The sequence below is a fragment of the Terriglobia bacterium genome (assembly GCA_032252755.1).
Classification (GTDB): Bacteria; Acidobacteriota; Terriglobia; order Terriglobales; family Acidobacteriaceae; genus JAVUPY01.
This window is the reverse complement of record JAVUPY010000025.1, coordinates 203149-226569: the sequence shown is the minus strand read 5'-3', so window position 1 is coordinate 226569 and position 23421 is coordinate 203149. Positions and strand designations below refer to the sequence as shown.

The 23421-nt window shown below is 57.4% G+C and carries 24 protein-coding genes and 1 pseudogene; 5 read left to right on the top strand and 20 right to left on the bottom strand.

Going from position 1 to position 23421, the window contains the following annotated elements; genetic code table 11:
- Positions 1 to 179: 179 nt before the first annotated feature.
- The 3 genes from hutI to ROO76_06305 all read right to left on the bottom strand — a co-directional run bounded on the left by hutI (position 180) and on the right by ROO76_06305 (position 4109).
- Positions 180 to 1466, bottom strand: a complete 1287-nt coding sequence (gene hutI / locus ROO76_06315; GenBank protein MDT8067765.1) for an imidazolonepropionase — start codon at positions 1464 to 1466, stop codon at positions 180 to 182.
- 47 nt (positions 1467 to 1513) lie between these two features.
- Entirely contained in the window at positions 1514 to 3190 is a 1677-nt protein-coding gene (gene hutU, locus ROO76_06310) for a urocanate hydratase (protein ID MDT8067764.1), read from the bottom strand.
- A 175-nt stretch (positions 3191 to 3365) separates the two neighbouring features.
- The gene (locus ROO76_06305; protein ID MDT8067763.1) at positions 3366 to 4109 is read right to left on the bottom strand and encodes a dienelactone hydrolase family protein; all 744 of its coding nucleotides are present in this window, start codon (positions 4107 to 4109) and stop codon (positions 3366 to 3368) included.
- 189 nt (positions 4110 to 4298) lie between these two features.
- Between ROO76_06305 and ROO76_06300 the strand changes: the two genes are divergently transcribed.
- Entirely contained in the window at positions 4299 to 5867 is a 1569-nt protein-coding gene (locus tag ROO76_06300) for an alpha/beta hydrolase-fold protein (protein ID MDT8067762.1), read from the top strand.
- Between the two features lie 6 nt (positions 5868 to 5873).
- On the opposite strand, the gene ROO76_06295 is transcribed toward ROO76_06300, so the two are convergent.
- The 3 genes from ROO76_06295 to ROO76_06285 form a co-directional block, all read right to left on the bottom strand.
- Positions 5874 to 6080 (bottom strand): hypothetical protein, encoded by a 207-nt coding sequence (locus tag ROO76_06295; protein MDT8067761.1) that lies wholly within the window; start codon positions 6078 to 6080, stop codon positions 5874 to 5876.
- 873 nt (positions 6081 to 6953) lie between these two features.
- Positions 6954 to 7343, bottom strand: coding sequence for a hypothetical protein (locus ROO76_06290; protein MDT8067760.1), 390 nt, complete (start codon positions 7341 to 7343; stop codon positions 6954 to 6956).
- Between the two features lie 150 nt (positions 7344 to 7493).
- Complete coding sequence (locus tag ROO76_06285; GenBank protein MDT8067759.1) at positions 7494 to 9575, bottom strand: family 20 glycosylhydrolase; 2082 nt, start codon at positions 9573 to 9575, stop codon at positions 7494 to 7496.
- A 65-nt stretch (positions 9576 to 9640) separates the two neighbouring features.
- Between ROO76_06285 and ROO76_06280 the strand changes: the two genes are divergently transcribed.
- Entirely contained in the window at positions 9641 to 10345 is a 705-nt protein-coding gene (locus tag ROO76_06280) for a DUF1440 domain-containing protein (GenBank protein MDT8067758.1), read from the top strand.
- On the opposite strand, the gene egtD is transcribed toward ROO76_06280, so the two are convergent.
- The 7 genes and pseudogenes from egtD to ROO76_06245 all read right to left on the bottom strand — a co-directional run bounded on the left by egtD (position 10346) and on the right by ROO76_06245 (position 14924).
- Positions 10346 to 11329 (bottom strand): L-histidine N(alpha)-methyltransferase, encoded by a 984-nt coding sequence (gene egtD, locus ROO76_06275; GenBank protein ID MDT8067757.1) that lies wholly within the window; start codon positions 11327 to 11329, stop codon positions 10346 to 10348.
- Positions 11319 to 12605, bottom strand: coding sequence for an ergothioneine biosynthesis protein EgtB (gene egtB / locus ROO76_06270; protein MDT8067756.1), 1287 nt, complete (start codon positions 12603 to 12605; stop codon positions 11319 to 11321). Before egtB ends, egtD begins: the two co-directional genes overlap by 11 nt.
- Before the next feature lie 93 nt (positions 12606 to 12698).
- Positions 12699 to 13049 (bottom strand): PilZ domain-containing protein, encoded by a 351-nt coding sequence (locus ROO76_06265; protein ID MDT8067755.1) that lies wholly within the window; start codon positions 13047 to 13049, stop codon positions 12699 to 12701.
- A 109-nt stretch (positions 13050 to 13158) separates the two neighbouring features.
- Positions 13159 to 13569: a hypothetical protein gene (locus ROO76_06260; protein ID MDT8067754.1), complete on the bottom strand. Its 411-nt coding sequence runs from the start codon at positions 13567 to 13569 to the stop codon at positions 13159 to 13161.
- 46 nt (positions 13570 to 13615) lie between these two features.
- Positions 13616 to 13843 (bottom strand): annotated as a pseudogene (locus ROO76_06255) (slipin family protein).
- A gap of 312 nt (positions 13844 to 14155) precedes the next feature.
- Positions 14156 to 14374 (bottom strand): helix-turn-helix transcriptional regulator, encoded by a 219-nt coding sequence (locus tag ROO76_06250; GenBank protein ID MDT8067753.1) that lies wholly within the window; start codon positions 14372 to 14374, stop codon positions 14156 to 14158.
- Positions 14375 to 14447: 73 nt separating this feature from the next.
- Entirely contained in the window at positions 14448 to 14924 is a 477-nt protein-coding gene (locus tag ROO76_06245) for a single-stranded DNA-binding protein (GenBank protein MDT8067752.1), read from the bottom strand.
- Between the two features lie 149 nt (positions 14925 to 15073).
- Here ROO76_06245 and ROO76_06240 point away from each other — a divergent pair, with 149 nt between their 5' ends.
- Positions 15074 to 16561, top strand: a complete 1488-nt coding sequence (locus tag ROO76_06240) for an EAL domain-containing protein (GenBank protein ID MDT8067751.1) — start codon at positions 15074 to 15076, stop codon at positions 16559 to 16561.
- A 23-nt stretch (positions 16562 to 16584) separates the two neighbouring features.
- On the opposite strand, the gene ROO76_06235 is transcribed toward ROO76_06240, so the two are convergent.
- The 6 genes from ROO76_06235 to ROO76_06210 form a co-directional block, all read right to left on the bottom strand.
- Positions 16585 to 17532 (bottom strand): pyridoxal-phosphate dependent enzyme, encoded by a 948-nt coding sequence (locus ROO76_06235; protein ID MDT8067750.1) that lies wholly within the window; start codon positions 17530 to 17532, stop codon positions 16585 to 16587.
- 46 nt (positions 17533 to 17578) lie between these two features.
- Positions 17579 to 18004 carry a DUF420 domain-containing protein gene (locus ROO76_06230; GenBank protein MDT8067749.1) on the bottom strand — a complete coding sequence of 142 codons (426 nt, stop codon included), beginning with the start codon at positions 18002 to 18004 and terminating at the stop codon, positions 17579 to 17581.
- Between the two features lie 90 nt (positions 18005 to 18094).
- On the bottom strand, positions 18095 to 18916 hold the full coding sequence (locus ROO76_06225; protein ID MDT8067748.1) for an ABC transporter permease: 822 nt from the start codon (positions 18914 to 18916) through the stop codon (positions 18095 to 18097).
- A gap of 88 nt (positions 18917 to 19004) precedes the next feature.
- The gene (locus tag ROO76_06220; GenBank protein ID MDT8067747.1) at positions 19005 to 20030 is read right to left on the bottom strand and encodes an ATP-binding cassette domain-containing protein; all 1026 of its coding nucleotides are present in this window, start codon (positions 20028 to 20030) and stop codon (positions 19005 to 19007) included.
- A 20-nt stretch (positions 20031 to 20050) separates the two neighbouring features.
- Positions 20051 to 20980, bottom strand: a complete 930-nt coding sequence (gene cyoE / locus ROO76_06215) for a heme o synthase (GenBank protein ID MDT8067746.1) — start codon at positions 20978 to 20980, stop codon at positions 20051 to 20053.
- A complete protein-coding gene (locus ROO76_06210) occupies positions 20977 to 21948 on the bottom strand; it encodes a COX15/CtaA family protein (protein MDT8067745.1) in 972 nt (323 codons plus the stop codon). The genes cyoE and ROO76_06210 overlap by 4 nt, the downstream gene beginning before the upstream one ends.
- A 228-nt stretch (positions 21949 to 22176) precedes the next feature.
- Here ROO76_06210 and ROO76_06205 point away from each other — a divergent pair, with 228 nt between their 5' ends.
- Together ROO76_06205 and ROO76_06200 are read left to right on the top strand one after the other, a co-directional pair.
- Positions 22177 to 22401 (top strand): hypothetical protein, encoded by a 225-nt coding sequence (locus tag ROO76_06205; GenBank protein ID MDT8067744.1) that lies wholly within the window; start codon positions 22177 to 22179, stop codon positions 22399 to 22401.
- The gene (locus ROO76_06200; GenBank protein MDT8067743.1) at positions 22398 to 22895 is read left to right on the top strand and encodes a hypothetical protein; all 498 of its coding nucleotides are present in this window, start codon (positions 22398 to 22400) and stop codon (positions 22893 to 22895) included. Before ROO76_06205 ends, ROO76_06200 begins: the two co-directional genes overlap by 4 nt.
- Here the strand turns inward: ROO76_06200 and ROO76_06195 are convergent.
- On the bottom strand, positions 22873 to 23364 hold the full coding sequence (locus tag ROO76_06195; protein MDT8067742.1) for a DinB family protein: 492 nt from the start codon (positions 23362 to 23364) through the stop codon (positions 22873 to 22875). The two genes, ROO76_06200 and ROO76_06195, sit on opposite strands and share 23 nt — an antisense overlap.
- Positions 23365 to 23421 lie beyond the last annotated feature (57 nt).

The window sequence follows — 23421 nt, the reverse complement described above, 5'->3', positions numbered from 1 at the left end:
TTGCTCAACCCAGAAAGTGGGCGAGTGCTCTATGCCGTCCCAAGTGACGCGGTGCGCATGCACACAAGGGTCTCCGGTTGGACGGCCTGAAACGCAATACGTTAGTCGCGAGCGCGAAGTTCCGTGGCTTGAGCCGTTTCCGTCAGTGGGATGCACACCAGAGCTTTTGCAGTAGCCTGTTAATCGCTCCAAAGCCCGGAAATCATGGTCCCGACGCAGTGATTGGCGCCAAACCAATAGGCTATCTCGCGGTAGTCGTCGAGTTGAAAGATCGCTAAATCGGCGTCTTTACCGGGTTCAATACTGCCCTTACGATCACCCAGTCCGAGCGCATAAGCCCCATTGATGCCGGCCGCCGCCAACGTTTCAGCGGGCGTCATCTTCATCTGGGTGCAGGCGATCGAGAGCACCATCGGCATGCTCGCCGTTGGCGAAGTTCCGGGATTGTAGTCAGTCGCCAGCGCCACCGGCACCCCTGAGTCAATCAACTTCCGCGCCGGCGGGTATTGCCCTGTGGCAAGAAAGTAGTTGGCTCCCGGCACTAACGTCGCAATCGTATCCTGCTTCGCCAGGATCGCGACATCGTCGTCACTCACGAAATCCATGTGATCGAAAGATGCCGGCCGGAACCGCAGGAACGGCTCAAGCTCCGACCTCGTAAGTTGGCAGACATGCGCACGAACCTCAAGCCCATGCTTAACCGCCGCTTCGAGAATTCGCTCCGTCTGCGCCAGCGTAAACGCATTGTGCTCGCAAAAAACATCGGCGTACTTCGCGAGCTTGCGTCTCGCAACTTCCGGAATTGTCTTTTCGATCAGCTCTTCGACATATCGATCCGGATCTGCTTTATGCTCGGGCGGGGGCACGTGCGCCCCCAGAAACGTGGAAACCACAGTTCCCGGCCACTGCTTTGCGGCATCGTGTATCGCTTCCAGTGACTTGATCTCCGACTCGTGACTGAGCCCGTATCCGGACTTCGCCTCAATCGTCGTGGTCCCATAGGCGGCCATCTCGCGAAATGCGTCGAGCACCTTTTTGCACAATTCCTTTTTTGATGCGCTCCTTACCCCTTCAATACTGGAGCGAATCCCGCCGCCCGCTTCCGCGATCTCCGCGTATGTCGCGCCCTCGATGCGTTTCTCAAAATCAACCAGTCGCGGCGCCACGAATACGGGATGCGTGTGCGAATCGACAAAACCGGGGATCACTATCTTGCCCCGGCAATCGACTTCAACGACTTCCTTACTGTGCTTCTTGAGCCAGGCGTCGCGATGCATCTCGCGGGTTGTTCCCACAGAGGCAATTTTCCCGCCGCTGATGAGCACCGCGCCGTCGCGTATAAGACCAATCTCGCCGAGCGCTTTGCCTCGCCGCGGCCCAAAATACGCGGGCAGTTGCAGCGTCACTAGTTGCGCGATGCTGTGAAGGAGGACGGGAGCGGCGATCTTCTGTGCTGTAGGTTTCATGATTTGTCATCACGAGTGGAGACTTTGCCACCATACCCAAAACGGGATCACAACATCGGAATGTCTATCCCTTTCTCCTTCGCGAACCGCTTCGCTTCCTCGTACCCGGCGTCCGCATGCCGTGCCACGCCGATTCCCGGATCGTTCGTCAGCACGCGTTCGATCCGTTTCGCCATTCCGTCGGTCCCGTCCGCGACCGTGACCTGCCCCGCATGCTGCGCGTAGCCAATTCCAACTCCGCCGCCGTTGTGAATCGACACCCACGAGGCACCGCTCGCCGTATTCAGCAGCGCGTTGAGCAGCGGCCAATCCGCAACCGCGTCCGAACCATCTTTCATGGATTCGGTCTCGCGGTATGGCGACGCCACAGAGCCGCAGTCGAGATGATCGCGCCCCATGACAATCGGCGCCTTAATCTTCCCCTTCTTGACGAGGTCGTTGATCGCCAATCCGAACTGCGCCCTCTCGCCGTACCCGAGCCAGCAAATGCGCGATGGCAGACCCTGGAACTTGATCCGCTTCCGCGCGAGATCGATCCACCGCGAAAGTATTTTGTTCCCCGGAAACATCTGCAGCACGAGATCGTCCGTCACCGCAATATCGGCCGGATCGCCGGACAGGGCTGCCCAGCGGAACGGCCCACGTCCTTCGCAGAACAGCGGCCGAATGTACGCCGGAACAAATCCCGGGAAATCGTAGGCGTTCTTGACGCCACGCTGAAACGCGAATGTCCGGATGTTGTTACCGTAATCGAAGGTCACCGAGCCCATCTTCTGCAGCTTCAGCATTCCCTCGACGTGCCGCGCAATCGCGTCCATCGACTTCTCTTGGTATGCCTTCGGATCGCGTTTCCGCAATTCCAAAGCCTCAGCCAGCGTCATCCCATTCGGCACATATCCGTTCAGCGGGTCGTGCGCCGATGTCTGGTCCGTCAGGATGTCCGGCACCACGCCGCGGTCAGCAAGTTCCGGAATGATGTCGGCACAATTGCCAACGAGCCCGACCGAGATGTTCTCTTTCTTGCGAACCGCGTTCTTCAGAATTCGCAGCGCCTCGTCGAGGGAGTTCACCATGAAATCGCAGTAGCCGGTCTTCAGGCGCTTCTTGATTCTTTCCGGGTCAACGTCGATTCCAAGGAAGGCCGCTCCCGTCATCGTCGCCGCCAGTGGCTGGGCGCCACCCATGCCTCCCATACCGCCGGAGACGATCAGTTTGCCCGAGAGATCGCCGCCAAAATGCTTGTTGCCCGCCGCCGCGAAAGTCTCGAACGTCCCCTGGATAATCCCCTGCGACCCGATATAAATCCACGAGCCCGCCGTCATCTGGCCGTACATCATCAAGCCGGCGCGCTCCAACTCGTTGAATTTCTCCCAGTTCGACCAATGCCCGACCAGGTTCGCGTTACAGATCAGTACCCGCGGGGCGTAATCGTGCGTTTTGAAGATCCCGACCGGCTTGCCCGACTGCACCAGCAGCGTCTCGTCGCTCTCCAGCGACTTCAGCGAGCGAACAATCGCGTCGTAGCAGTCCCAGTTGCGCGCCGCACGGCCAGTCCCGCCATAAACCACCAGGTCGCGCGGACGCTCACCGACGTCTTCGTCAAGATTGTTCATGAGCATGCGCATGGCGGCTTCCTGTTGCCAACCCTTGCAGCTCAGTTCGTTTCCTCGGGGAGCTTTAATAGGAGAGTAAGTGCGCGTAGGAGTCTCGGTTTCCACCGGCATAGTGCGCCTCTAAAGGAATTATTTAACCGAGAATCTTATTGTTTTGGGAGAGCGGAAGCAAACTGCGGGAGCAACGCCAACAACTCTCACTCCAGGTACAACTCCAAACAACGCTGGAACATGGGACGCTGGCTCAAGCCTTCTTCGATCAGCGTCCAGTCCTCGGCGGCCCACTTCATGACTTCAAGTTTTCGTTTAAGAATTTCAGCGTACGGTTCCACGCGTCCTTAGCGTCTTCCGGCTTGTACCCGCCTTTATTGTTTGGATTCTCAAACGCGTGTCCCGCATCGGGATAGATTTTTATTTCAATGACTTTCCCGAGCTTCCTCATCTGTTGCTCGAACGTGTGGACCGAGTCCGGCGTGATTCCGCGATCCTGCCCGCCGAATATCCCAAGCACCTTTGCGTTGATCTTCTTGAGGGTCGAATCTTCGGTTGCGAGGTGCCCGTAGTTGATTACGTCCACAGCGAGTTTCGGCTGCAGTACAGCGAGATCGAGCGCATACCCGCCGCCCATGCACCAACCAATCGCACCAATCCTGTTCTTTTTTACGTTCGGTTGCGAGGCTAGGTAGTCATAGGCTGCCAGCAGGTCACTTTGGGCTCGGTCCTCCGGCACGCCGCGCATCAACTCGTGCGCTTCCTCGGGCGTCGTCGCTACTTTGCCACGATAGAGATCGATCGCAAGCGTCTCATATCCCTGGTCCGCCAGTTTCCTCGCTTGCTCCTTGACCCAGTCGTTCAATCCCCACCACTCATGGATTACAACCAGCGCCGGAAACGGACCATTCCCGTTGGGCGTGTATAGAACCGCATTGACGGTTTCATTGCCACTCTTATACGAAACGTTCTTCTCCGTGGCAGCAAAACTGGCCCCACTGAGCACAAGAACGAATAGGCAAAGGATCAGTTTCCTCATTCGTACCTCCGCGAAATGAGATGCGATTGCAGGTTGCCGGATTCAAACATTGAAAACGTGGGGATAAGGTACAAGGCGCAAGGCACAAGGGCAGGTCGTTAAAGTTTTTCTTGGACCTTGTACCTTGAACCTTGCACCTCCGGCCCGTGCCATTCCCTTCCGAGGCGCCTTCCATTTACTATCTTCCGCATGTCCAGACGCCTGCGCCGCCTCAGCGTAATTCTCTCTCTTCTATTTTCCGTCAATCTGCTGGCCCAAACCTCTGGGCCGCTGCGCTTCGAGGTCTCGCTCGATCCGGCGCTAAGTTCGTCGGCAACTTCTGGCCGCTTGATCGTATTCATGACAAATGACCCGATGCCGAGACAGGTTATCGGCCAACATTTCGGCGAGCCGGAAACCGTGAAAACGTGGGTCACCGCCCGCGAAGTCCCGCACCTCGCCCCGGGCGAAACCGTCGAACTCGATCCCAACGAGATCGCCTATCCCGAAGCTTTCGCCAAGGTGCCCGCAGGCAACTACCAGGTGATGGCGCTGCTCGACGTCGATCACAATGCGGCTTACAACCTCTTCACCGATGCCGATCTTCGCAGCGCCGTAGTACAACTCAAGGCGCTGAATCCTGCCCAAGCAGGCCCGGTCGATCTGAAGCTCAGCCTGCACGTTCCACAGATGGCCGCCATTGATCTCCCGAAGGGTGACGAGATGATCGATTTCGTCAGCCCCTCGCTTACTAAGTTCTGGGGGCGGCCGATTCACATGCGCGGCATCGTGGTACTCCCACCCAAGTACGCAACCTCTAAGGGGCGCTATCCCACCGTTTACCTGACTCATGGGTTCGGCGCAAACATCAACTACCTGGCAAAGGAATTCGGCGAAAGCCTCCCGAAAGAAATGGCGGATGGCGAATTGCCGCCAATGATCTATGTGCTTCTCGATGAATCCTGCCCCGGTGGCACGCACGAGTTCGCAGACTCCGTGAACAATGGCCCATGGGGCCACGCGCTCACCACCGAACTGATCCCATACCTCGAGCACAAATATCGGATGGACGCCCGCCCAAGCGGACGCTTCCTCACTGGCCACTCTTCCGGCGGCTGGGCGACGATGTGGATGCAGGTCGCATACCCGAAAGTCTTTGGCGGAACCTGGTCGACTTCACCCGACCCCGTCGATTTTCGCGATTTCACCAACATCGATCTGACGAAAGACTCTAACGTCTATACCCGTCCCGATGGCACGTCCACGCCGCTCGTCCGCATGGATGGCAAAGAGGTCGAAAGCTTCGAGCAATACTCGAAGGAAGAAGCGGTTCTTGGTGCTTATGGCGGACAGATCTCGTCGTTTGACTGGGTCTTCAGCCCGCGCGGAAAGGACGGGCGGCCTGAGCCCATGTTCGACCGTTCGACCGGCGAGATACATCACAACGTCGCCGACTACTGGCTAAAGCATTACGATATCGCCCGCATCCTTGCCGATAACTCGAAGCAACTGGCGCCGGAACTGAAAAACAAAATCCACATCATCGTCGGCACCGCTGACACGTTTTACCTTGACGGTGCCATTCACCTTCTGCAGAAGCGGATCGCCGGTCTCGGCTACAGCGCCAAGTTCACGTATCTTCCGGGACGCACGCACTTTGATTTGTACAAGGGAGGCTTGGAAACGCGGATTGCGGAGCAGATGTACGACGTCGCCCGGCCGGGCAATCACTGGAAACCGTCGAAGGCTCCATCTGCCGCCACAGAATTGGCTAAGTAACTTCCGTCAGGCCGCGAGATGGTGGTTCTCCGCAATCAACCAGTCGATGTGTGCTTCGACCGTTATGCGGGCAGCCTGGCTATCGACATCATGTCCGTCAAGCAGCAGCGTGTCTTCGTCGTAGATCTCGTATTTCCAGCGAAGAGCCCTGTGGCTTTTCGGGTCACGTACGGGCGTAATCACCGCAGAATATCCGTTGTAGCTGTAGATCATTTCGACACCTCAACTGAATTGTGCGTTACAGGTTCGCCGCCTTCTTAAGGCTCAAAGGAACTAATTTTGGCAATCCCTGTTCGAATCCCACGCGGAAATGTTTCGAACATTCCTTGCAAAGCCAGTAACACTGTTCGAAGAGCTGTTGCTGCGTCATCTGCAATCCCGAGGCGGGATTCGCGAGGAACAGCTTCCCTTCTCCAAGATATCTGAACTTTTCCGTGCAACCAGGATTGGCACACTGACTAACCATGGTCACTCCGTTAGGCAAACAAGCGAGCGCCGCATGTTTCGCGATCAGGACGTGATTTCCACGCTGGAAATCGATCCAGCTCCAGCGATGCTACCTGTGTCTAAACTGACCTTCGATCGTTGAATCACCCGTTCTTGCACGCCTTCCACAAGTCATCCACAACTCTTCCTTCGCAACAGGAAGGCACCCTGACATACCTCCAGATGCATGATTTCTGCACCTGAGTTGTTTTTCAGAGAAGCAGGTCGGAAAATCCGGAACACGTCATTACGCGCCACCCACCCCATGAAAAAGCCACATACCGCATGCGGCCGTGACTCTATACAGGCACGTGATCTTTTCGCCGAGGTATTTCTTGTTTTTGACCGCGTAGATCTGCGGTTCACAAAAGGGCGGCCCTCCCGGTATTTACCAGGCGGACCGGTCGGGGCAAAAGGTGAGTGCGGCGGCACGAACCAGCCGGAGTTCGCGACCGTTTGGCGGCATCAAGTAGCCGACGTGCATCACCAGCGCCTCTCGAACTTATAGGTAGTGCGTCCGCCGACGCTGTGCCGTTTAGCGAGCATCTGGCAGAACCGCTGATCGATATTACGCAAATGCGCTTTCGGATGTTCCGCGAACTACTTCTCCTGAAGGATTTCGAGCAGTTGACGGAGCGCGGCTTGGAGTTCGTCCGCGCCGGCAATAGGACCAGCGGGCCGCGAGGACTTGAGATCTGCCGTGAGATATTTCAGCGTGCGCGTTGCCGCGCCAATGCGTTCCCGAAGGACCGCATCCGTGATTTGCGCGCCAGGGCCGCTCCCATCGATCGCCTGTTGTACCACATAACCTGTCGTGCGCACGCGGTCCACCGCTTCCCGGAATGACGACAGCACTCGCCGGTCAACCAGTCCCGCCACAAGCAACTTATCCAGGTGCGTCAACGAGCGGGATACCTGCTCGATCTGCGAATTGAGCTGGTCCGCGTATGCCTTTCCAGAATCCGCAAAATCGTCCACCCGAATCGGCATGCCTTCTCCTCGCAAATGGGAACCAAGTTGGCTTAGCGCTGGGGGAGTTCGCTTACCTTGAACACTATCATAGGCCACCCAGGCCACCAGCTTACGCCAGTAATCGCCCAGTAACCGAGTTCAGCAACAACTCTGAACCTCTAACTCCGCTTACAGATCCGGAGGACTAGCCTTGGGCCCTCCGCCAACTGCTGGTGTGGTCGGTACTCCACCGGCAGCCTGCACCAGTTGCCGAAGAGGCTCCAGCACCACGAAGCGTACAGCTCCCTGGGGTTTAGCGGCTTCATCCAGAGCCGCAAGGCTCGTGGTCAACCAACCCTGTGGTGGCGTCGTTTGGGTCTGAATGTAGTTCACCGCCTCTAGTCCCGCATTCGCGAGCCAATCGAATTCCTGGACTCGCGGCGCAACCTCCGCCAATACCGGATGGGTATCCACAGTCGCCTTCACTTCCGGCACCGCGGCCTTCCAGCGATTCAGAATCGCTGCTAACTGCTCTCCATTGTGCGCGGGATCGACAAGGAACGTATCCACCGCTGCCTGCAGTTCACGGCCGGCGGGCGGGTCCGGAACCACCGCATCCGCCATACGAACGTAGGGAAACAGTTGGTTCACCTTCTGAGCGTGATGGCGCTGGCCGGTGGTGCCGGGTTGCAGAGTTGAGGCAAAAACCATCATCGGTCCGATATCGCGATCCTGCACCATGCGCCGCAACATCCGTGCCGTATTTTCCTCATGCTGCAGTCCCAACTCCTCGAGTTCAATACTCATGCGCGCCAGCCGGCGATACATGTCAGGAACATCCCGCACACTGCCCGGGGACCACAGCCGCTCCGCAACCGCGGCCAGTCGCGGCCAGATGCGCGAGTCGATTGTCTCTGGTGTTACCTGCTCGGACCACATGCACGCTTCCCCACCCAGTACAAGCTTCGCCTGCTCCGGCGTAAGGTCTGAATCCGGCGGCAGCGGATCGCCCAGGTAATGCTCTGACGCAGGCTTGATCAGGTCGAGGTAATACGGCTTGGCGAGGATTCCCCTGTACCCTTGCTTCGCGCCCGTATTCAGCGACTCCTGCCCGCGCCAAGACTCCACCACTACATCCTTCGGCAGATCGGGATGGAAAATCTCATCCCACCCGACCATCTTCTTTCCATGCTTCTTGAGAATTTTCTCTATGCGCTTATTGAAGTACGCCTGGAGCGCGGCATTGTCCTTCAGGTCATGTTTTTTCTTGAAAGCCTGGATCGCCGGATTTGCGTCCCACTGTCTCCCGGTGCTTTCGTCACCGCCGATGTGGATGTATTCGTCCGGAAAGAGCTTCGCCATTTCCCGGAGAAAAGCATCCAGAAATTTGTAGACGTGCTCATCGGCGGGATTGAACGTCGGATCAAATACTCCCCACTCCCGCTCAATCTGGTACGGCCCCGGCGCGCTGGCATACTGCGGATATGCAACGAACCAGGACGTCGAGTGGGCAGGCATATCGAATTCAGGCATGACCCGTATCCCGCGCTCGGCCGCGTACGCGATCACATCCTTCACCTGCTCCTGCGTATAGAACTGTCCGTCGCTGCCCATTTGGGCGAGCTTCGGAAATTTCTTGCTCTCAATGCGGAATCCCTGGTCCTCGGTGAGATGCCAGTGCAGCACGTTCATCTTGACGGCCGCCATGCCATCGAGCGTCCGCTTGATCTCCTCAACAGGCTCAAAGTGCCGTCCCACATCGACCAGTAATCCTCTCCACGGGAACCGCGGTGCGTCCTGAATGCTGACCGCCGGAACGTAGTAGCCTTTCGAATCGCTATCGACGAGTTGCAGGAAAGTTTCGAGCCCCCGGAGCACACCAACGCTTTCATTCGCGCTCAGTACGGCCTGTGTCGGCGTGATCTCCAGCGTGTAGGATTCGTCCTCGCCGAACTGGGGGATCGCCGGGCTTGGTCGCTTGCAGTGAATGAGCAAGCGCGCCGTCGTGCCACTTCCCAAATCCGTCGCGATCGTGTACCCAGTGCGGCCTTCCAACCGATGCACCATCCGCTGCACACCATCTTTCAAGACAGTACCCGGTTGACTATCCGTAGATACGGCAAAGCTTCTATCAATCAGCATCTTGCCCGAATGAAACGCAAGATGAGCCGGAACCGGCATGAGATTGTGCCGGTACTCAAGGGACGACTGGGCTACACAAAAGCAGGACGAAAGGACAAATGCGATGAGCAGGAATTGGGCCACCCGCATTGGATCTCCGGAACAAGATTTTTCTGAAGGCAGGCCAGTATAGCTGGTTCAGAACGAAGCGCGAAGTGACGGCGAACTTCGGGTCCACGCACCGCATCCATTCGGACGAGGTGGCCAATATGCAGAACGGACAGAAGCTCTGGAAAGGCGCAGTGTCGGGAGCGGTCGCGGGTTTAGCGGCGTCGTGGACCATGAATCAGTTTGAGTCGTTGTGGAGCAAAATCGAGAAGAAGGAGAGTGGTCAGAGTCAGCCAGGTGAGGATGAAGATGCCACGATGAAAGCCGCGAATCTCGCTGCGGAAAAGACGCTGCATCGCGAACTCTCGAAAGAGGAAAAGAAGAAGGCCGCTCCGTATTTCCATTACGGATTCGGCACCCTGATGGGCACTCTCTACGGCATTCTCTCCGAAGAGTTCCCTTCCGCCAGGTCGGGCTTCGGAACCGCGTTCGCGACTGGCCTGTTTCTGGTCGCCGATGAAGGTGCCGTTCCTGCTCTCAAACTGAGCAGATCAGCCAAAGAGGTTCCTCTGTCCTCTCATCTGGAGGCGCTTGCGTCGCACCTCGTTTATGGCGTGAGTACAGAGTCGGTACGCCGCGGAATGCGTGCGGCGCTCGGAAACGAGCATCTGAGCACCGAAGGGATCAAGTCCACGGCGAAGCAAGCGAAGAACGCGGCTATCCACTGGGAGGTTCCAACCCGGGGAGAGGTCCGAAGAAAGTTCTCAAAGGTAAAGAAATCTGCCAAAAAGGTAATGAAGCAGGTCGCGTAATCACACCCGCAGCAGGTGTACCGTGAACCATCCCTGCGGATCGCTCCATGTCCGCTCCAGCTGAAACCCGCCGTTTTCGGCAATAGCGCGGATCATCGTCATCGTGAACTTGTAGCTGTTTTCGGTATGAATGGTCTCGCCGCGCTCAAAATGTATATTCAGGCTGAGCGCGGCGATGAACACCGTCTGCTCGCGCACGCTCTCCAGGTGCATCTCGATTCGAGACTCATTCGCGTTCCAGATAGCTCGATGCCGGAACGAATCCACGTCGAAGTTCGCGCGAAGCTCGCGGTTGATGTGCCGCAGAATGTTCTTGTTGAACGCGGCAGTGACCCCACGCGAATCGTTGTAGGCACGCAGCAGAACGTCTTTCGGCTTACACATGTCAGTGCCCAGCAGAACGGCATCGCCCTTCTTGAGCGAGAGCGCCACATTCCGCAGCAACGACCCCGCATAAAACGGCTCAAAGTTTCCAATGCTTGAACCGATGTAGAGAACCAGTTTCCGTCCGTCCACCTGCTCCAACCCGGCCAGCGACTCCGTGTAATCGAGAACTTCGGGACACACTTCAACCGCAGGTAAAGCCTCGTTGATCCGCTGAACAGCATCTTCCAGCGCCGAGTGCGAAACATCGATCGGCACAAACCGAACTTGTTCCTGCATGGTTTGAAGTTCCCGCAGCAATACCAGCGTCTTTGCTGCACTCCCGGCACCGAGTTCCAGAACGATGAGCTTTTCCGGCGGAGCCGGCGCCGGGTGGCCATTCGCGGAGGTTTGCAAAATGTCGCGTGCATACGACGTCAGGATCGAGTGTTCCGTCGCCGTCAGGTAGTACTCGGGCAGCCGAGTGATCTCCTCGAACAGAACCGACCCTGCCGCGTCGTAAAAATACTTCGGCGACAACCTCTTCGGCTTGGCGAGCAATCCGGCGGCGACGTCCATCGCCATCGGCGAAAGAATTTGCTGCGCTCGATCAGCACGCATCGGCGACCAACCTTATTCCCATGAATTGCCAGCGCGCATGTGGCGGGAAGAAATTCCGATACGAAGCTCGAATATGCGATTGCGGCGTCGCGCACGAGCCTCCACGCAGCACGAACTGGTTGCACATGAACTTTCCGTTGTACTCGCCCACAGCACCTGCAGCAGGACGGAACCTGGGATATGCCGTATACGGGCTCGCGGTCCACTCCCAGACAGATCCGAACAGATCACTCACTCCGCTCTCCGACGCTGTCATCTGCGGTTCGAAATCGAGCGATTCGGCGAAGTGCCCCTCGACCGGCACTCTCTCTGCCACCAATTCCCACTCAGCCTCAAGCGGAAGCCGCGCTCCGGCCCAGCGCGCAAACGCGTCCGCCTCGTAATAACTCACATGGCAAACGGGATCATCGAGAATGACCGAATGAGTTCCTGAACTGGTAAAGACCTGCCACTCGTCTCCCTCGCGCTCCCAATACAGCGGCGCCTCCCATCCAAGGCGGCAGACTGTATCCCACCCGTCGGACAGCCAGAGTTCGGGTCGGCGGTATCCGCCGTCGTTCATGAAATCCAGATACTCGCTATTGGTGATCAACCGCGATGCAATTTTGAACGGCTGCAATAAAAGTTCATGCCGCGGTGACTCGTTATCGAACGCGAACCCATCGCCCGAATGCCCGATTTCAACAATGCCACCCGGGAACTCATGCCAGGTCCGCGCGGGTGCCCCACGTCTGCCGTTCTCAGCTGACGTGGCTCTTTCCTTCTTCTTCGAGCGGTAACTCGGTTTCAGCGGCTGCGACCAGAAGGCATGCTTGATGTCCGTGACAATGAGTTCCTGGTGCTGCTGTTCATGGTTCAACCCGAGTTCAACCAGTTGCGCTGCCTCGGGTCGCAAATCTGATTCCAGCAGTTCCCTCACTCCCTCATCGACCGCGCGCCGGAAATCCCACACTTTCTCCAGCGACGGCCGCGAGAACGTGCCCCGCGAATCACGTGCCGGATGCTTCCCCACCTGCTTGTAGTAGGAATTGAAAACGGTTCGGAACTCGGGGTTAAAGGGTTTATAGCTCGGAAGGTATTCGCTTAGCAGAAACGTCTCGAAGAACCAGGTTGTATGCGCCAGGTGCCACTTGGTCGGACTCGCATCCGGCATGGACTGAACCATCTGGTCCTCTGCCGAAAGCGGCTCGACCAAAGTACAACTCCAGCGACGAACGCGTTCGTAGTCGGCGAGTAGATTGCCCCGCGATTTCAGAATCTCTGCGGCACTAGACAAAGAAACACCCCGGCCATCCTCAACTGTCAGTAAAAGATGCACGTGAGGGGTCGAGTGATTCGTTAGTTTTGGGGAAATTGGCGCGTATTTGCGTTAGGCCGAATCAGTTCCCTGCGCCACAAGGCGACGAATGAAAGACCGCGCCTGCTGGTCCGGAGAAACAAATTGGAAGCCGTAGTGAAACCCCTTGGCCTGCCGAACTTCGGCCCGTATCTGGTTCTGTTGCACCAGATTAGGAGAACGAAACTCGACCCAGACTTCCTTCTGCTCTGGCAGTTCCTGGGTCAGAATGGCCCCGAACCCGCCCTCGCTGATCGTGATACAGCGCCCATGCACAACGTCGACTCCTTCCGCCTGCGTGAGGATCCGTACACGCATATCGAGTTTGCGCCGAATGTACCGGCGGACGGGCCGAGGGCTTTCGTTGAATTTCTGTTTCGACATGGAGCTCTTGCAAACAGCGGTGTCAAATTTGTATCAGATTTCTGCGAAACTAGCATGGGCTCGCGCCGGATCCTCACCCGCAAGTTGTAGTTGCAAGAGTGGTGCCTGATCACTCACCCAGGCTTACCTTGACGCCATAAGGCGGCGTGATCTTTCCTTTTTCCGGGCGCGACAGAGGTGCGGTTAGCAATATCACGGACCGTCCACGCAAAGCATCCAGCACCGCCAGCACGCTCTGAAATGGCGCACGGGCATCCGCTTTCACATATACGGTGCCCGCCCTGAGGTGATTTAGTGCAGGCGTGTCCACCTGATTGGTTCCGAGAACCAGCCTCCCATCTCTCATGATGGTCACAACGTTAGCGTCTTCGGCATCCGCCTCGGGCACCTGTACGGCATGACTGTCCTCTAACATCTGCACCGAAATCCCTGGCCGCAGCACTGGTTTGGTTGCATCTTGAGCGAACGCAATCGTCGTCGCAGCTAATACGAGCAGGCACACTCCAAGCGTAAGTTTCATGACTTCCACTCCTTTCGACACTTTTAGGGGAACTATTTAAGGGGAACTATTCCGCCTTCGCGCCGCCGAGCGACGCTGTAGCCAGTGTTCCACCCAGTCCCATCGTCTCCACCGCCGACGACGGCACAATCACCATCGATCCTCGTTCCTTGATGGCCTCATACAGCATGTTCATCGCCCGCAGATGCAGCGCCGTCGGATTCTCCTTATATGCGGCCGCAGCCTGCACGAACTTGTCGGAAATTTCCGTCTCTGCCTGCCCAAGGATGATCCTCACCAGCCGGCCCGACTTGGAAGAGGTTGTCACCCTTGCGTAGCGAGGGGATTCGCGCCAGTAACTCTTTTCGAGTGGTCTGGCGTACCCAACTGTCTTGAGTGCAGCGAGGGTCCGATGTACTCGAACTTGGAAGATGATGGCTTCGACACGAAAGGCGATGGCAATAGTTCCAACAACCAATGCGAACGCTACTGCCCCTCTGCGAAAGCCTCGGCTTCTGATCTTTCGCCAAACCCAGGCGGTTGCTGGGAACCACTTCGAGAAGCCCATAGTCTGCTTAGAACCCGGAACTGCTGCTGTTGTTCCAACTTACAGGCCGCGCAGTAGTTGCGACAACGAGAGGCTGAAGCCGTCGGCGATTGTCTTGAGGACCCTTAAACTGGGATCCTTCTTTCCGTTTTCAATCTCCGAAAGGTAACTTCGATCAACCCCAAGCAACTCTGCCATTTCAACCTGCTTCCAGCCGCGCTCGAGCCGCAGGGCGCGAACACCGTTGCCGAGGCAGACACGAATGTCAACTGAAGCCATGCTTCTGTAAAAACACAAGCCCACGTGAAGTGGGCTTGTGAAGCTCGGTCAACCAGTGGGGGAGGTTTTGCGGTTAGAACGGTATATCTTCGTCCGTAATCCCGGTGTTGTCTCCCGCCGGTGCGTGCTCCGGCTCCGGCGCGCGCTGGTCGAAGTCGTTGTTGGCGCCCCGCTTCTGGAAGCCACCGCCGCCCGAGCCCTGACCGCCGCCCGGCCCGCCCAACAGCACCAGTTCATTCGCCACAACCTCGGTCATATATCGTTTCTGGCCCGACGTCTTGTCGTCCCAGGAGCGCGTCTGCAGTCGGCCTTCGATGTAGACTTTATTGCCCTTCTTCAGGTACTCGCCGGCGATTTCCGCGAGGCGCTGCCACAGCACCACGTTGTGCCATTCGGTGGTTTCCTGCCACTCACCGCTGGTTTTGTCCTTATACGAACTCGAGGTCGCGACAGTGATCTTCGCCACCGCTGTTCCCTGTGGCGTGTACTTCACTTCCGGATCTTTGCCCAGATTTCCTACGAGAATGACTTTATTGACGCTTTTGGCCATATCGGAGCTCCTTGCTTCGGAAGCACAACTATAACAGAGCAATAAAGGCGATACCCCGTGGAAAAAACCGCCCGATTTTCAAAACAGGAAAAACCTTCCCCGCCTGCGCAACGAGTTCCTCCGCCTCAAGTTCGAACCCGATGCAACCGATGAATTCCATTGTGTGTCGACTCGAAGAACGTTCTGCCGACCCCGCCAACGATGGAAACACTGAATATCTGGAAGGCACCGTGAAAGACATCACCGATCGCAAACTGGCCTTGCAGCAGGCGCAATACCTGGCCTACTACGATGTCCTGACCGGCTTGCCTAACCGCATGCTGCTCCGCGATCGTCTCAATGTCGCGCTGGCCTCGGCCCGCCGGCGGCACGAGAAAGTCGCCGTTTTTTTTATCGATCTCGACCGCTTTAGGATAATCAACGACTCGCTAGGTCACACCGTTGGTGATCATCTCCTGCAACAAGTGGCCGAACGCCTCAATCAATGGAGCCGCGAACAGGATACCGTCGCTCGCGTTGGCGGAGATGAGTTCCTGATCGCGCTCTCCGCCGTTCGCGAATTTTCCGATGCGGCTATCGTCGCCGGTCGCCTGGTGCGCGCGCTTTCATCCGAATTCAACATCGACGGCCACGTCCTCACCACGAGTTGCAGCATCGGCATCAGCATCTTCCCCGACCAGGGACGAGACATCGACACTCTCATCAAGAACGCCGAAGAGGCAATGTATTCGGCGAAAGAAAGCGGACGCAACACCTTCCGTATATTCACCGACGAAATGAATGCCCAGGTCGTTGAACGCATGACCCTGGAGCGGTTCCTGGGCCAGGCCTTTGAGACAAATCAGTTCTTCCTGATGTATCAGCCTCAAGTTGATATCGCCACCGGCCGGATCATCGGGTTCGAGGCGCTCGTTCGCTGGATGCACCCCATCATGGGTCTCATCCCCCCGGATAAGTTCATACGAATCGCGGAAAACTCCGGTCTCATCATGCCACTCGGAGAATGGGTACTCCGCGCCGCCTGCAAGGAAGCCCGACGCTGGCAATCCGAAGGTATTCCCGTCCCCGTCGCCGTCAACGTCTCGGCCGTGCAGTTCCGTCAGAAAGGATTTCAATACGTGATCGAACGGATTCTGGCTGAATCCGGCTTAGCCCCGCAGTTCCTTGAACTCGAACTCACCGAGAGCGTATTGCTCTCCGAAACCGATGCCATCTCTCGCACGCTCTACAACCTCAAGCAGATGGGGCTCGGGCTCACCATCGATGATTTTGGGACCGGTTACTCCAGCCTCAGCTACCTGCGGCAGTTCCCCGTCGGCAAACTCAAGATCGACCGCTCGTTCATTCGCAACGTCCCCGAAAATGCCGACGACGCCGCAATCACCTCAGCGATCATCAGCATCGCAAAGCGGCTACACTTGCAGGTAACCGCCGAAGGCGTCGAAACCGATGCACAAGCCGACTTCCTCCAACAGCAAGAATGCGACCACATCCAGGGCTATTATTTCCGGAAACCGCTGACGGCCGAGGAGGCCATGAAATTATTACGAGAAAATGTCGCTCTGCTGCCGCGGCAGGAATTGTTTGCAGCACCGTTCGGATTCAACAGCGGTACGCCCGCAATCCAGGCGCACTGAAACTTGGCTCAGGGGAATAGGGGTCAGGAGACTTGTCGTAGAACTTCTTCTGCGATGTTTCCGCCGGTTACAACCAGCACGGACTCTACTGTTCTCGACTGCCCCGCATGCGCCAACCATGCCGCCGTTGTAGCGGCTCCAGCCGGTTCCGCGAGAACGCCTTCGCGCTCCCGCAAATGTCGGATTCCCTGAAGGAGTTGCTCCTCGCTGACCAGGCAAACATCATCCACCAGTTCGCGGATCGCAAGCACGTTCTCCTTCACCGGGCTGCGCGTGGCGAGTCCATCGGCGATGGTGTCGCACGTTTCCGTGACGACGACTTCGCCCTTTTTCCACGACAGGTAATACGACGGAGCATTTTTCGCCTGTACGCCAACCATGCGCACGCTCGGACGAAGATGCTTTGCCGCCGCTGCCACGCCGCGGATCAATGCCGTATCCCCCATCGGCACCCATATCTCCGCGACATTCGGCAGTTGCTCGACTATTTCATATCCAATCGTTGCCGCACCCGCCGGAACCTCTGGACTCGTCGAGTCATCCAGCATGAAGGCTCCCGTTTTGAGCGTGTACTCCCTCGCGGCAGCAAGCGCATCGCTGATGTCTGCCCCGGCCTCGACAATGCGCGCCCCGAGGTCGGCAATCCGCCCGCGTTTAACCGGATTCGGGTTCTTCGGAAGGAAGATTACCGCCGGTATTTCGGAGCGATGTGCGGCCCACGCCACCGCCGCACCATGATTTCCCGTACTCGCCGCGACCACTTCTTTCACCGGCCGCACCTTCGTCTCCGCATGCAGCGCAAACAGTGCCCCGCGAACCTTAAAGGACCCGGTCGGCAGTCCTGTCTCATTCTTCAGGTAAACCCGTTTCGCATTGTCGCTCAGGGAATCCGCCGCTTGTAACGGAGTGGGCGGGAAACTCTCCCTGACAAAAGCACGCGCGTGTTGGATATCCGCCCAGTCAAGCTTCATTACAGTTGCCGTTTTCCCGATTGTCAGATTTCCCGATTTGCCGATGTCATGTAAGGCGATACAGCATAAAGTAGATCACTACGCCCGTCACCGACACATACAACCACAGCGGAAACGTCCACCGTGCGATCGCCCGATGCCGCAGATCACTGCGCTTCAAGCCGCGGCCCAGCGTGATCAGCACCAGCGGCACAATTGTCGCCGCCAGGATCGTGTGCGAGGTAAGAATCCCGAAATACACCGGTCGGATCCAGCCCTGCCCCGTGAAATGCTTCGGCCCGTGAATGAGCGCATGGTAGGTGAGGTAATTCACGAGGAATAGCGCCGACATCCCGACTGCCCCGACCATTACCCACTTGTGCACCTGAACTCTCTTGCGCCCGATGAAATACCTTGCCGTAAGAAGCAGCACCGCCGCCGTGCCATTGAGCAAGGCATCGAGCGTGGGGGCGATTTCGATGTAGGAAGGCATTCTAATGTGAAAGTAAGAAGATTCGACTCAAGGACTGGCCTCGACAGAAAAGATGAATAAGGTTCTCTGCGCCTCTGTGGTGAATTGGTTCTAAGCGGCTGGCTTCGTCGTTCTCCGGTTCGCCATCACAAACGACAGCGTGAACATCACCGCCGTAAACGCGATCAGAACCGCAAGGCACAGCGTCAGTGAGAACGTTGCCGTCTCTGGGAACAGCAGCGCCCGCAATCCTTCCGTCCCGTAGGTCAGCGGATTCACCCGCATGATCCACGCAATCCAGAACGACGCTCCCTTAATCGGGAACAGCGACCCGCTCAGCATCCATAATGGCATCAGGAACAGGTTGATGATCGCATGGAACGCCTGCGTCGAATCCATCGGCCACGCGATCGCGAATCCAAGTGCCGTCAGCGAAAACGATACCAGGAAAATCACCAGCAGCATCAGCAGGAATGATTCGATGCTGAAGTGCACGCCGATGAACGGCGCCGCCACAAGAAACAGCACACCCTGGGCCGCCGCCAGCGTCGCCCCGCCCAGTACCTTGCCCAGCACGATCGCCGTGCGGTGTACCGGCGCAACCATCACGGACAGCAGGAATCCTTCCTTGCGATCCTCGATCACCGACATCATCGTAAAAATAGCCGTGAACAGCACGATCATGATCAGCGCGCCGGGAAAGAAGAACTCCAAATAATTCTGGCCGCCCTTCGCGTTATGCGACTGAAATGACGTCCCGAAGCCCGAGCCAATCACGATCCAGAACAACAGTGGTGACGCGATCACGCCGACCACACGCGACTTATTCCGATAAAACCGGACCACCTCGCGCTTCCACAACGAAAGCGCCGGCGTGAATGAAAACGTGGCGCCATCCCGCGCCCGAGGTAAAACTGTAGTATTCGTTGCCATAGGTCAGTACCACTCGGGCACAAGGCTCAAAGTGCAAGGTACAAGAGGATATCTAATTTCTTGCACCTTGTACCTTGCGCCTTGAACCTCAATGCCTTTTCTTCTTCTTTGAAGTCTTCTCTTCCGTCTTCTGCTCTTCCGTCCAGAACCGATGCCCTGTCCGATGAATAAACACATCTTCCAGCGTCGGCTTCGAAATCGAGATCGCATCGATCTCTCCCGGAAAAGCCTCGACTACGTCGGTTACGAACCTGTGCCCGGCCTCACGCTCCAGCCGAACTTTGTTATCGAGCACACCGGCCTCGAGTCCGTACCGCTGATGAATCCGTTGTGCGAGCGATTCCGGATCGCGCGTTTCGAGCAAAATTACATCTCCGCCAATCTCATGCTTCAACTCCGTCGGAGTGCCCAGCGCAACTAGGTGTCCTTCGCTGAGGATCGCCAGCCTGTCGCACCGCTCCGCTTCTTCCATCAGGTGCGTCGTCACAATGATCGTGATTCCCTGCTCGCGCAGAGTATTCAGATACTGCCAGAGGTCACGCCGTGCGCCCGGATCTAGTCCGGTTGTCGGTTCATCCAGCAGCAGCACCGATGGCCGGTGCAGAAGTCCCTTCGCGATTTCCAGCCGTCTCTGCATCCCGCCCGAGAAGGTCTCGGCATTGTCATGCGCGCGGTCCGAGAGCGCCACGCGCCCCAGCATTTCTTTCACCCGCTGGTCGAGCACCGCTCCGCGTAGCCCATAGAGATGACCGATGTGCCGCAGGTTCTCTTCCGCCGTAAGTTTCACGTCGATGCTCGGCGCCTGGAACACGACCCCGATTTCGCGGCGAACCTGGTTCGGGTACCTCGCCACATCAAGCCCGCAGATCATCGCTCGCCCGCCACTCGGCAGCATCAGCGTCGAAAGAATGCGGAACATCGTCGTCTTACCGCTGCCATTCGGCCCGAGGAGCCCGAAGATTTCACCCGCACGCACCTCGAAGCTAACGCCGTCGAGCGCGACGCGCGTCTCATATAGGTGCCGCAGATTTTCTACCTGGATTACCGCCACCGCAGCCGGGCTGGCTTCCGTCGAAGCTGCTACTGCTTCGGGTACTTGCATTTTCGTAGTCACGTATCGATTCTAAACTGCTGCTAGCTCACTATGTTCAGCATCATGATGGCAAACAGCAGCGGCAGGTAAAACACCGTCGTCTTTAACAGGTTGCGGGCCAACACTTTCGCCTCTGGAAGATCCGGATCGAGCCTAGCGCGCCAAATTTTCAGGCCCGCCATCAGCACCCATAAACCCAGCACCAAGGCGCTAAAGAAATAGGTGTAGCCAGTCATTCCCAGCAGGGTCGGAGCCAGCGTCACCGCCAGCAGCGCAAGAGAGTAGAAGACGATGGCATCGGCCGTCGTCCGTCCGGATCGCTCCACCACCGGGAGCATCCGAATACCCGCGCGCCGGTAATCGTCCCGATACAGCAATGCGATTGAGTGGAAGTGCGGGAACTGCCAGAAGAACAGGATCGCGAAGAGTACGAACGCTTCCCAGTCCAGTCGCCCTCGAACCGCTGCCCACCCCAGCACCGGCGGCATTGCCCCCGGAATCGCCCCAATGAACGTACAGATAGGCGACACCGTTTTCAGAGGCGTGTAAAAGCCAAGATAGACGAATGACGTCGCAAACGTCAGGGCCGCCGTGAGAATGTTGCAGGTGAACCCGAGATAAACCGTCCCGCCCACAATCATCGCGATCGACACCAGCGCGGCATGTTGAACGCTCATCGTCTGCGTCACCAGCGGACGGCGCGCAGTACGTTGCATCCGCGCATCGATGTCGCGCTCCATGACCTCGTTCATTCCGGCCGTGCCCGCCGAAACCAGTGCGATTCCCAGCAGTGCGTTCACCAGCGTCCACGAAAGCGAACTGACTTCTGACCGCGCGGCCCCACAGTAAAATCCGCACCACGCGCTGATCACAATCAACATCGTGATACGAGCCTTTACGAGTTCGGAATAGTCGCGCAGCAGCGCCATGCCGCCGCGCGAAACAACAATAGCTTGCGAAATGCTGCTCATGCCACCAGTGCCTTCCCCGTGGTCTCTACAGCTTCTTCTTTGGTCACCGCTAAATGCCGTCTTGCCTCGACTGCCAGCACTACCGTGTTCGCCAGCACCAGCGCTCCAACCGCGACGTGTGCCACGGTCGTGATCACCAGGCTCGTCATCGGTTCCGGCGAATTCGGACTCAATACCACGCGCGTAACGAACGCGCCGAAGCCCAACAGGATCTGCAGTGTCAGTAATCCCATCAGCCAGAACGCCGGACGCCGCAGTTCCACCACCTCGCGATAGCCGCGAAGTACGCGCATCATCGTCCACATCAGCACCGTGAACACCACGACGAACCACGCCAGGTGCCACATGATCTTCATACCGTTGTGCCGGAAGGCCGCACCGAACACCAACTGCAGCCACACCGCCGCCACCGAAGCGTATGCCAGGGTCGTCAATTGCGGACGCTCGTTCTGCGGCAGGTGCAACGGCGCGCGCTCAATGAATCCTCGACTCGTGAACAGCGCCAGGCTCACCATTACGCAGAAATACGTCTGCCCGAGTGTTGCGTGCGCCGCCGAAATCCACGGCGGCAGATAGAACAGCACCGTCAAACCGCCCAGAATCCCCTGCGCAATCACAAGTCCAAGTGCCGTCCATCCCAGCTTCCGCATCCATCCGCGCCGGTCTACCTTCTGCGTCCAAACCGCCAGGATAATCGTGAGCAATCCCGCGCCCTGCGCAATCATGCGATGGATGTGTTCGTAGAAGACGCCGCCGTTCAGCGGAGGAATGCGATAGAGCGATCCGAAAGAAGTGGGCCAATCCGGAACCGAAAGTCCCGCGTCGTTGCTGGTAACGAGCGCTCCAAAAATGATTAGACCGAATACCCAACAGGCAGTCAGCACAGCAAACCTGTGATGACCTTTATTGAAAGGTGTCGCCGAGGTCGTAGAAATCTCCTGAGTTCTGTTGTTCGCTGGGTGCCCCATTCAAGCCCTCTGTTGGCCTGAGTGGGGTAGGTTCAAGGGAGTGTCCCCTGAATGCCATCCTCTGTCTCCGCCGCCACACACGACGGAACTGGTTATTCTACCAACACTTAACCAGATGAGCACGCCCTGCACAGAGTTGCAGGACTTTTCAACGATGTTGTTGAATCTGGACCATTTAATCAGGCCTACCGCTGCGTTAGAATTCCTCCCCACTTTGGGAGGCCTGAGATGCCCGGCACCGAAGGCGGCATTTCCGCCCTTTGGACATTTTCGAATCTGTCTTTCACCGCTATGCGGGCCCAGGACCGAGGCCTTCTCTTCTGGAAGGTCGTGACTTTTATCTTCGGCTTCCCTGCCACCTTGCTGACGCTCATCGTTTTTACCCCGAATGGCGAACGCCCCTGTGGCATTGATTTACCGCGCGCACCTCATGGGCAGGAGCACTTTTCGTGAACCAGAATGCTTCGCGCCAACTTGCCGCCATCGTCGCCGCCGGCACGCTCTGCGGCTGCATGGATATCTCCGCCGCTTTCGTTACCTGGATGCCCCGAGGCGTCTCGCCACGCATCATTCTGCAAGGCATCGCCAGCGCCCTCCTCGGTCCGTCTGCTTTCCATGAAGGGACGCCAACTATGGCGCTCGGCCTGTTCCTGCACTTCTTTATCGCTTTTTCCTGGGCGACCGTCTTTTACCTCGCGAGCCGTTCGTTTCCCGTCCTTACCCGCCGGCCTCTATTGTTTGGGCCACTCTATGGCATCCTTGTCTACCTGGTGATGTACTGGGTCGTGATGCCTCTCTCGCGCTTCCACGGGGCTTCCCGTTCCATCTTCAACACAGTCGTCGCTATCGTCACCCACATCTTTTGCGTCGGACTGCCGATTGCGTTCATGGTTAGCCGCTATTCGAATCGCGCCCAACGGAAGCTCACCTTGCGGGCCAGCTCTTGAGGATTCTTCGCACCGCAACAATCTCGCCGAGGTGATAAGCCGCGTGATCCACCAGCAGCATCGCCTCATGGAACAGCGTCTGACCATCTCCCCACCGAAACGCTTCAAACAGTTCCGACTTCGGATCGCCGATCAGTTCAACGAACTCGTCCAGGTCCGCGTGATAACTCTTGATCGAATCCGTCCACGCCTTCGCGCTCTCGGGATTCGGATCCTTCGGCCAGTAATCATCAGGCCACTTCTTTTCCTTGTAACTCCCATCCGAGTTCTTGCAATAGCTTAGGATGTCGTCCTGGGCGATCCGTATATGCTCCAGCAGTTGCCACGCCGAATACGGCATTCCCTCCGGCACCGTCCCTCGCAGCTTCTCCGGAAAATTCTTCACCACGTCATCGAACTTCGCGTGAGCATGCCCACCTTTAAGTTGAAAAATGAGCTCCTTCCGAAGCTTATCGATTTGATCCGCCATAACTCCCCCTTCATCCCCGACTGGTTACTCGATAGTCATAGATGCCAGTTCGCCTTA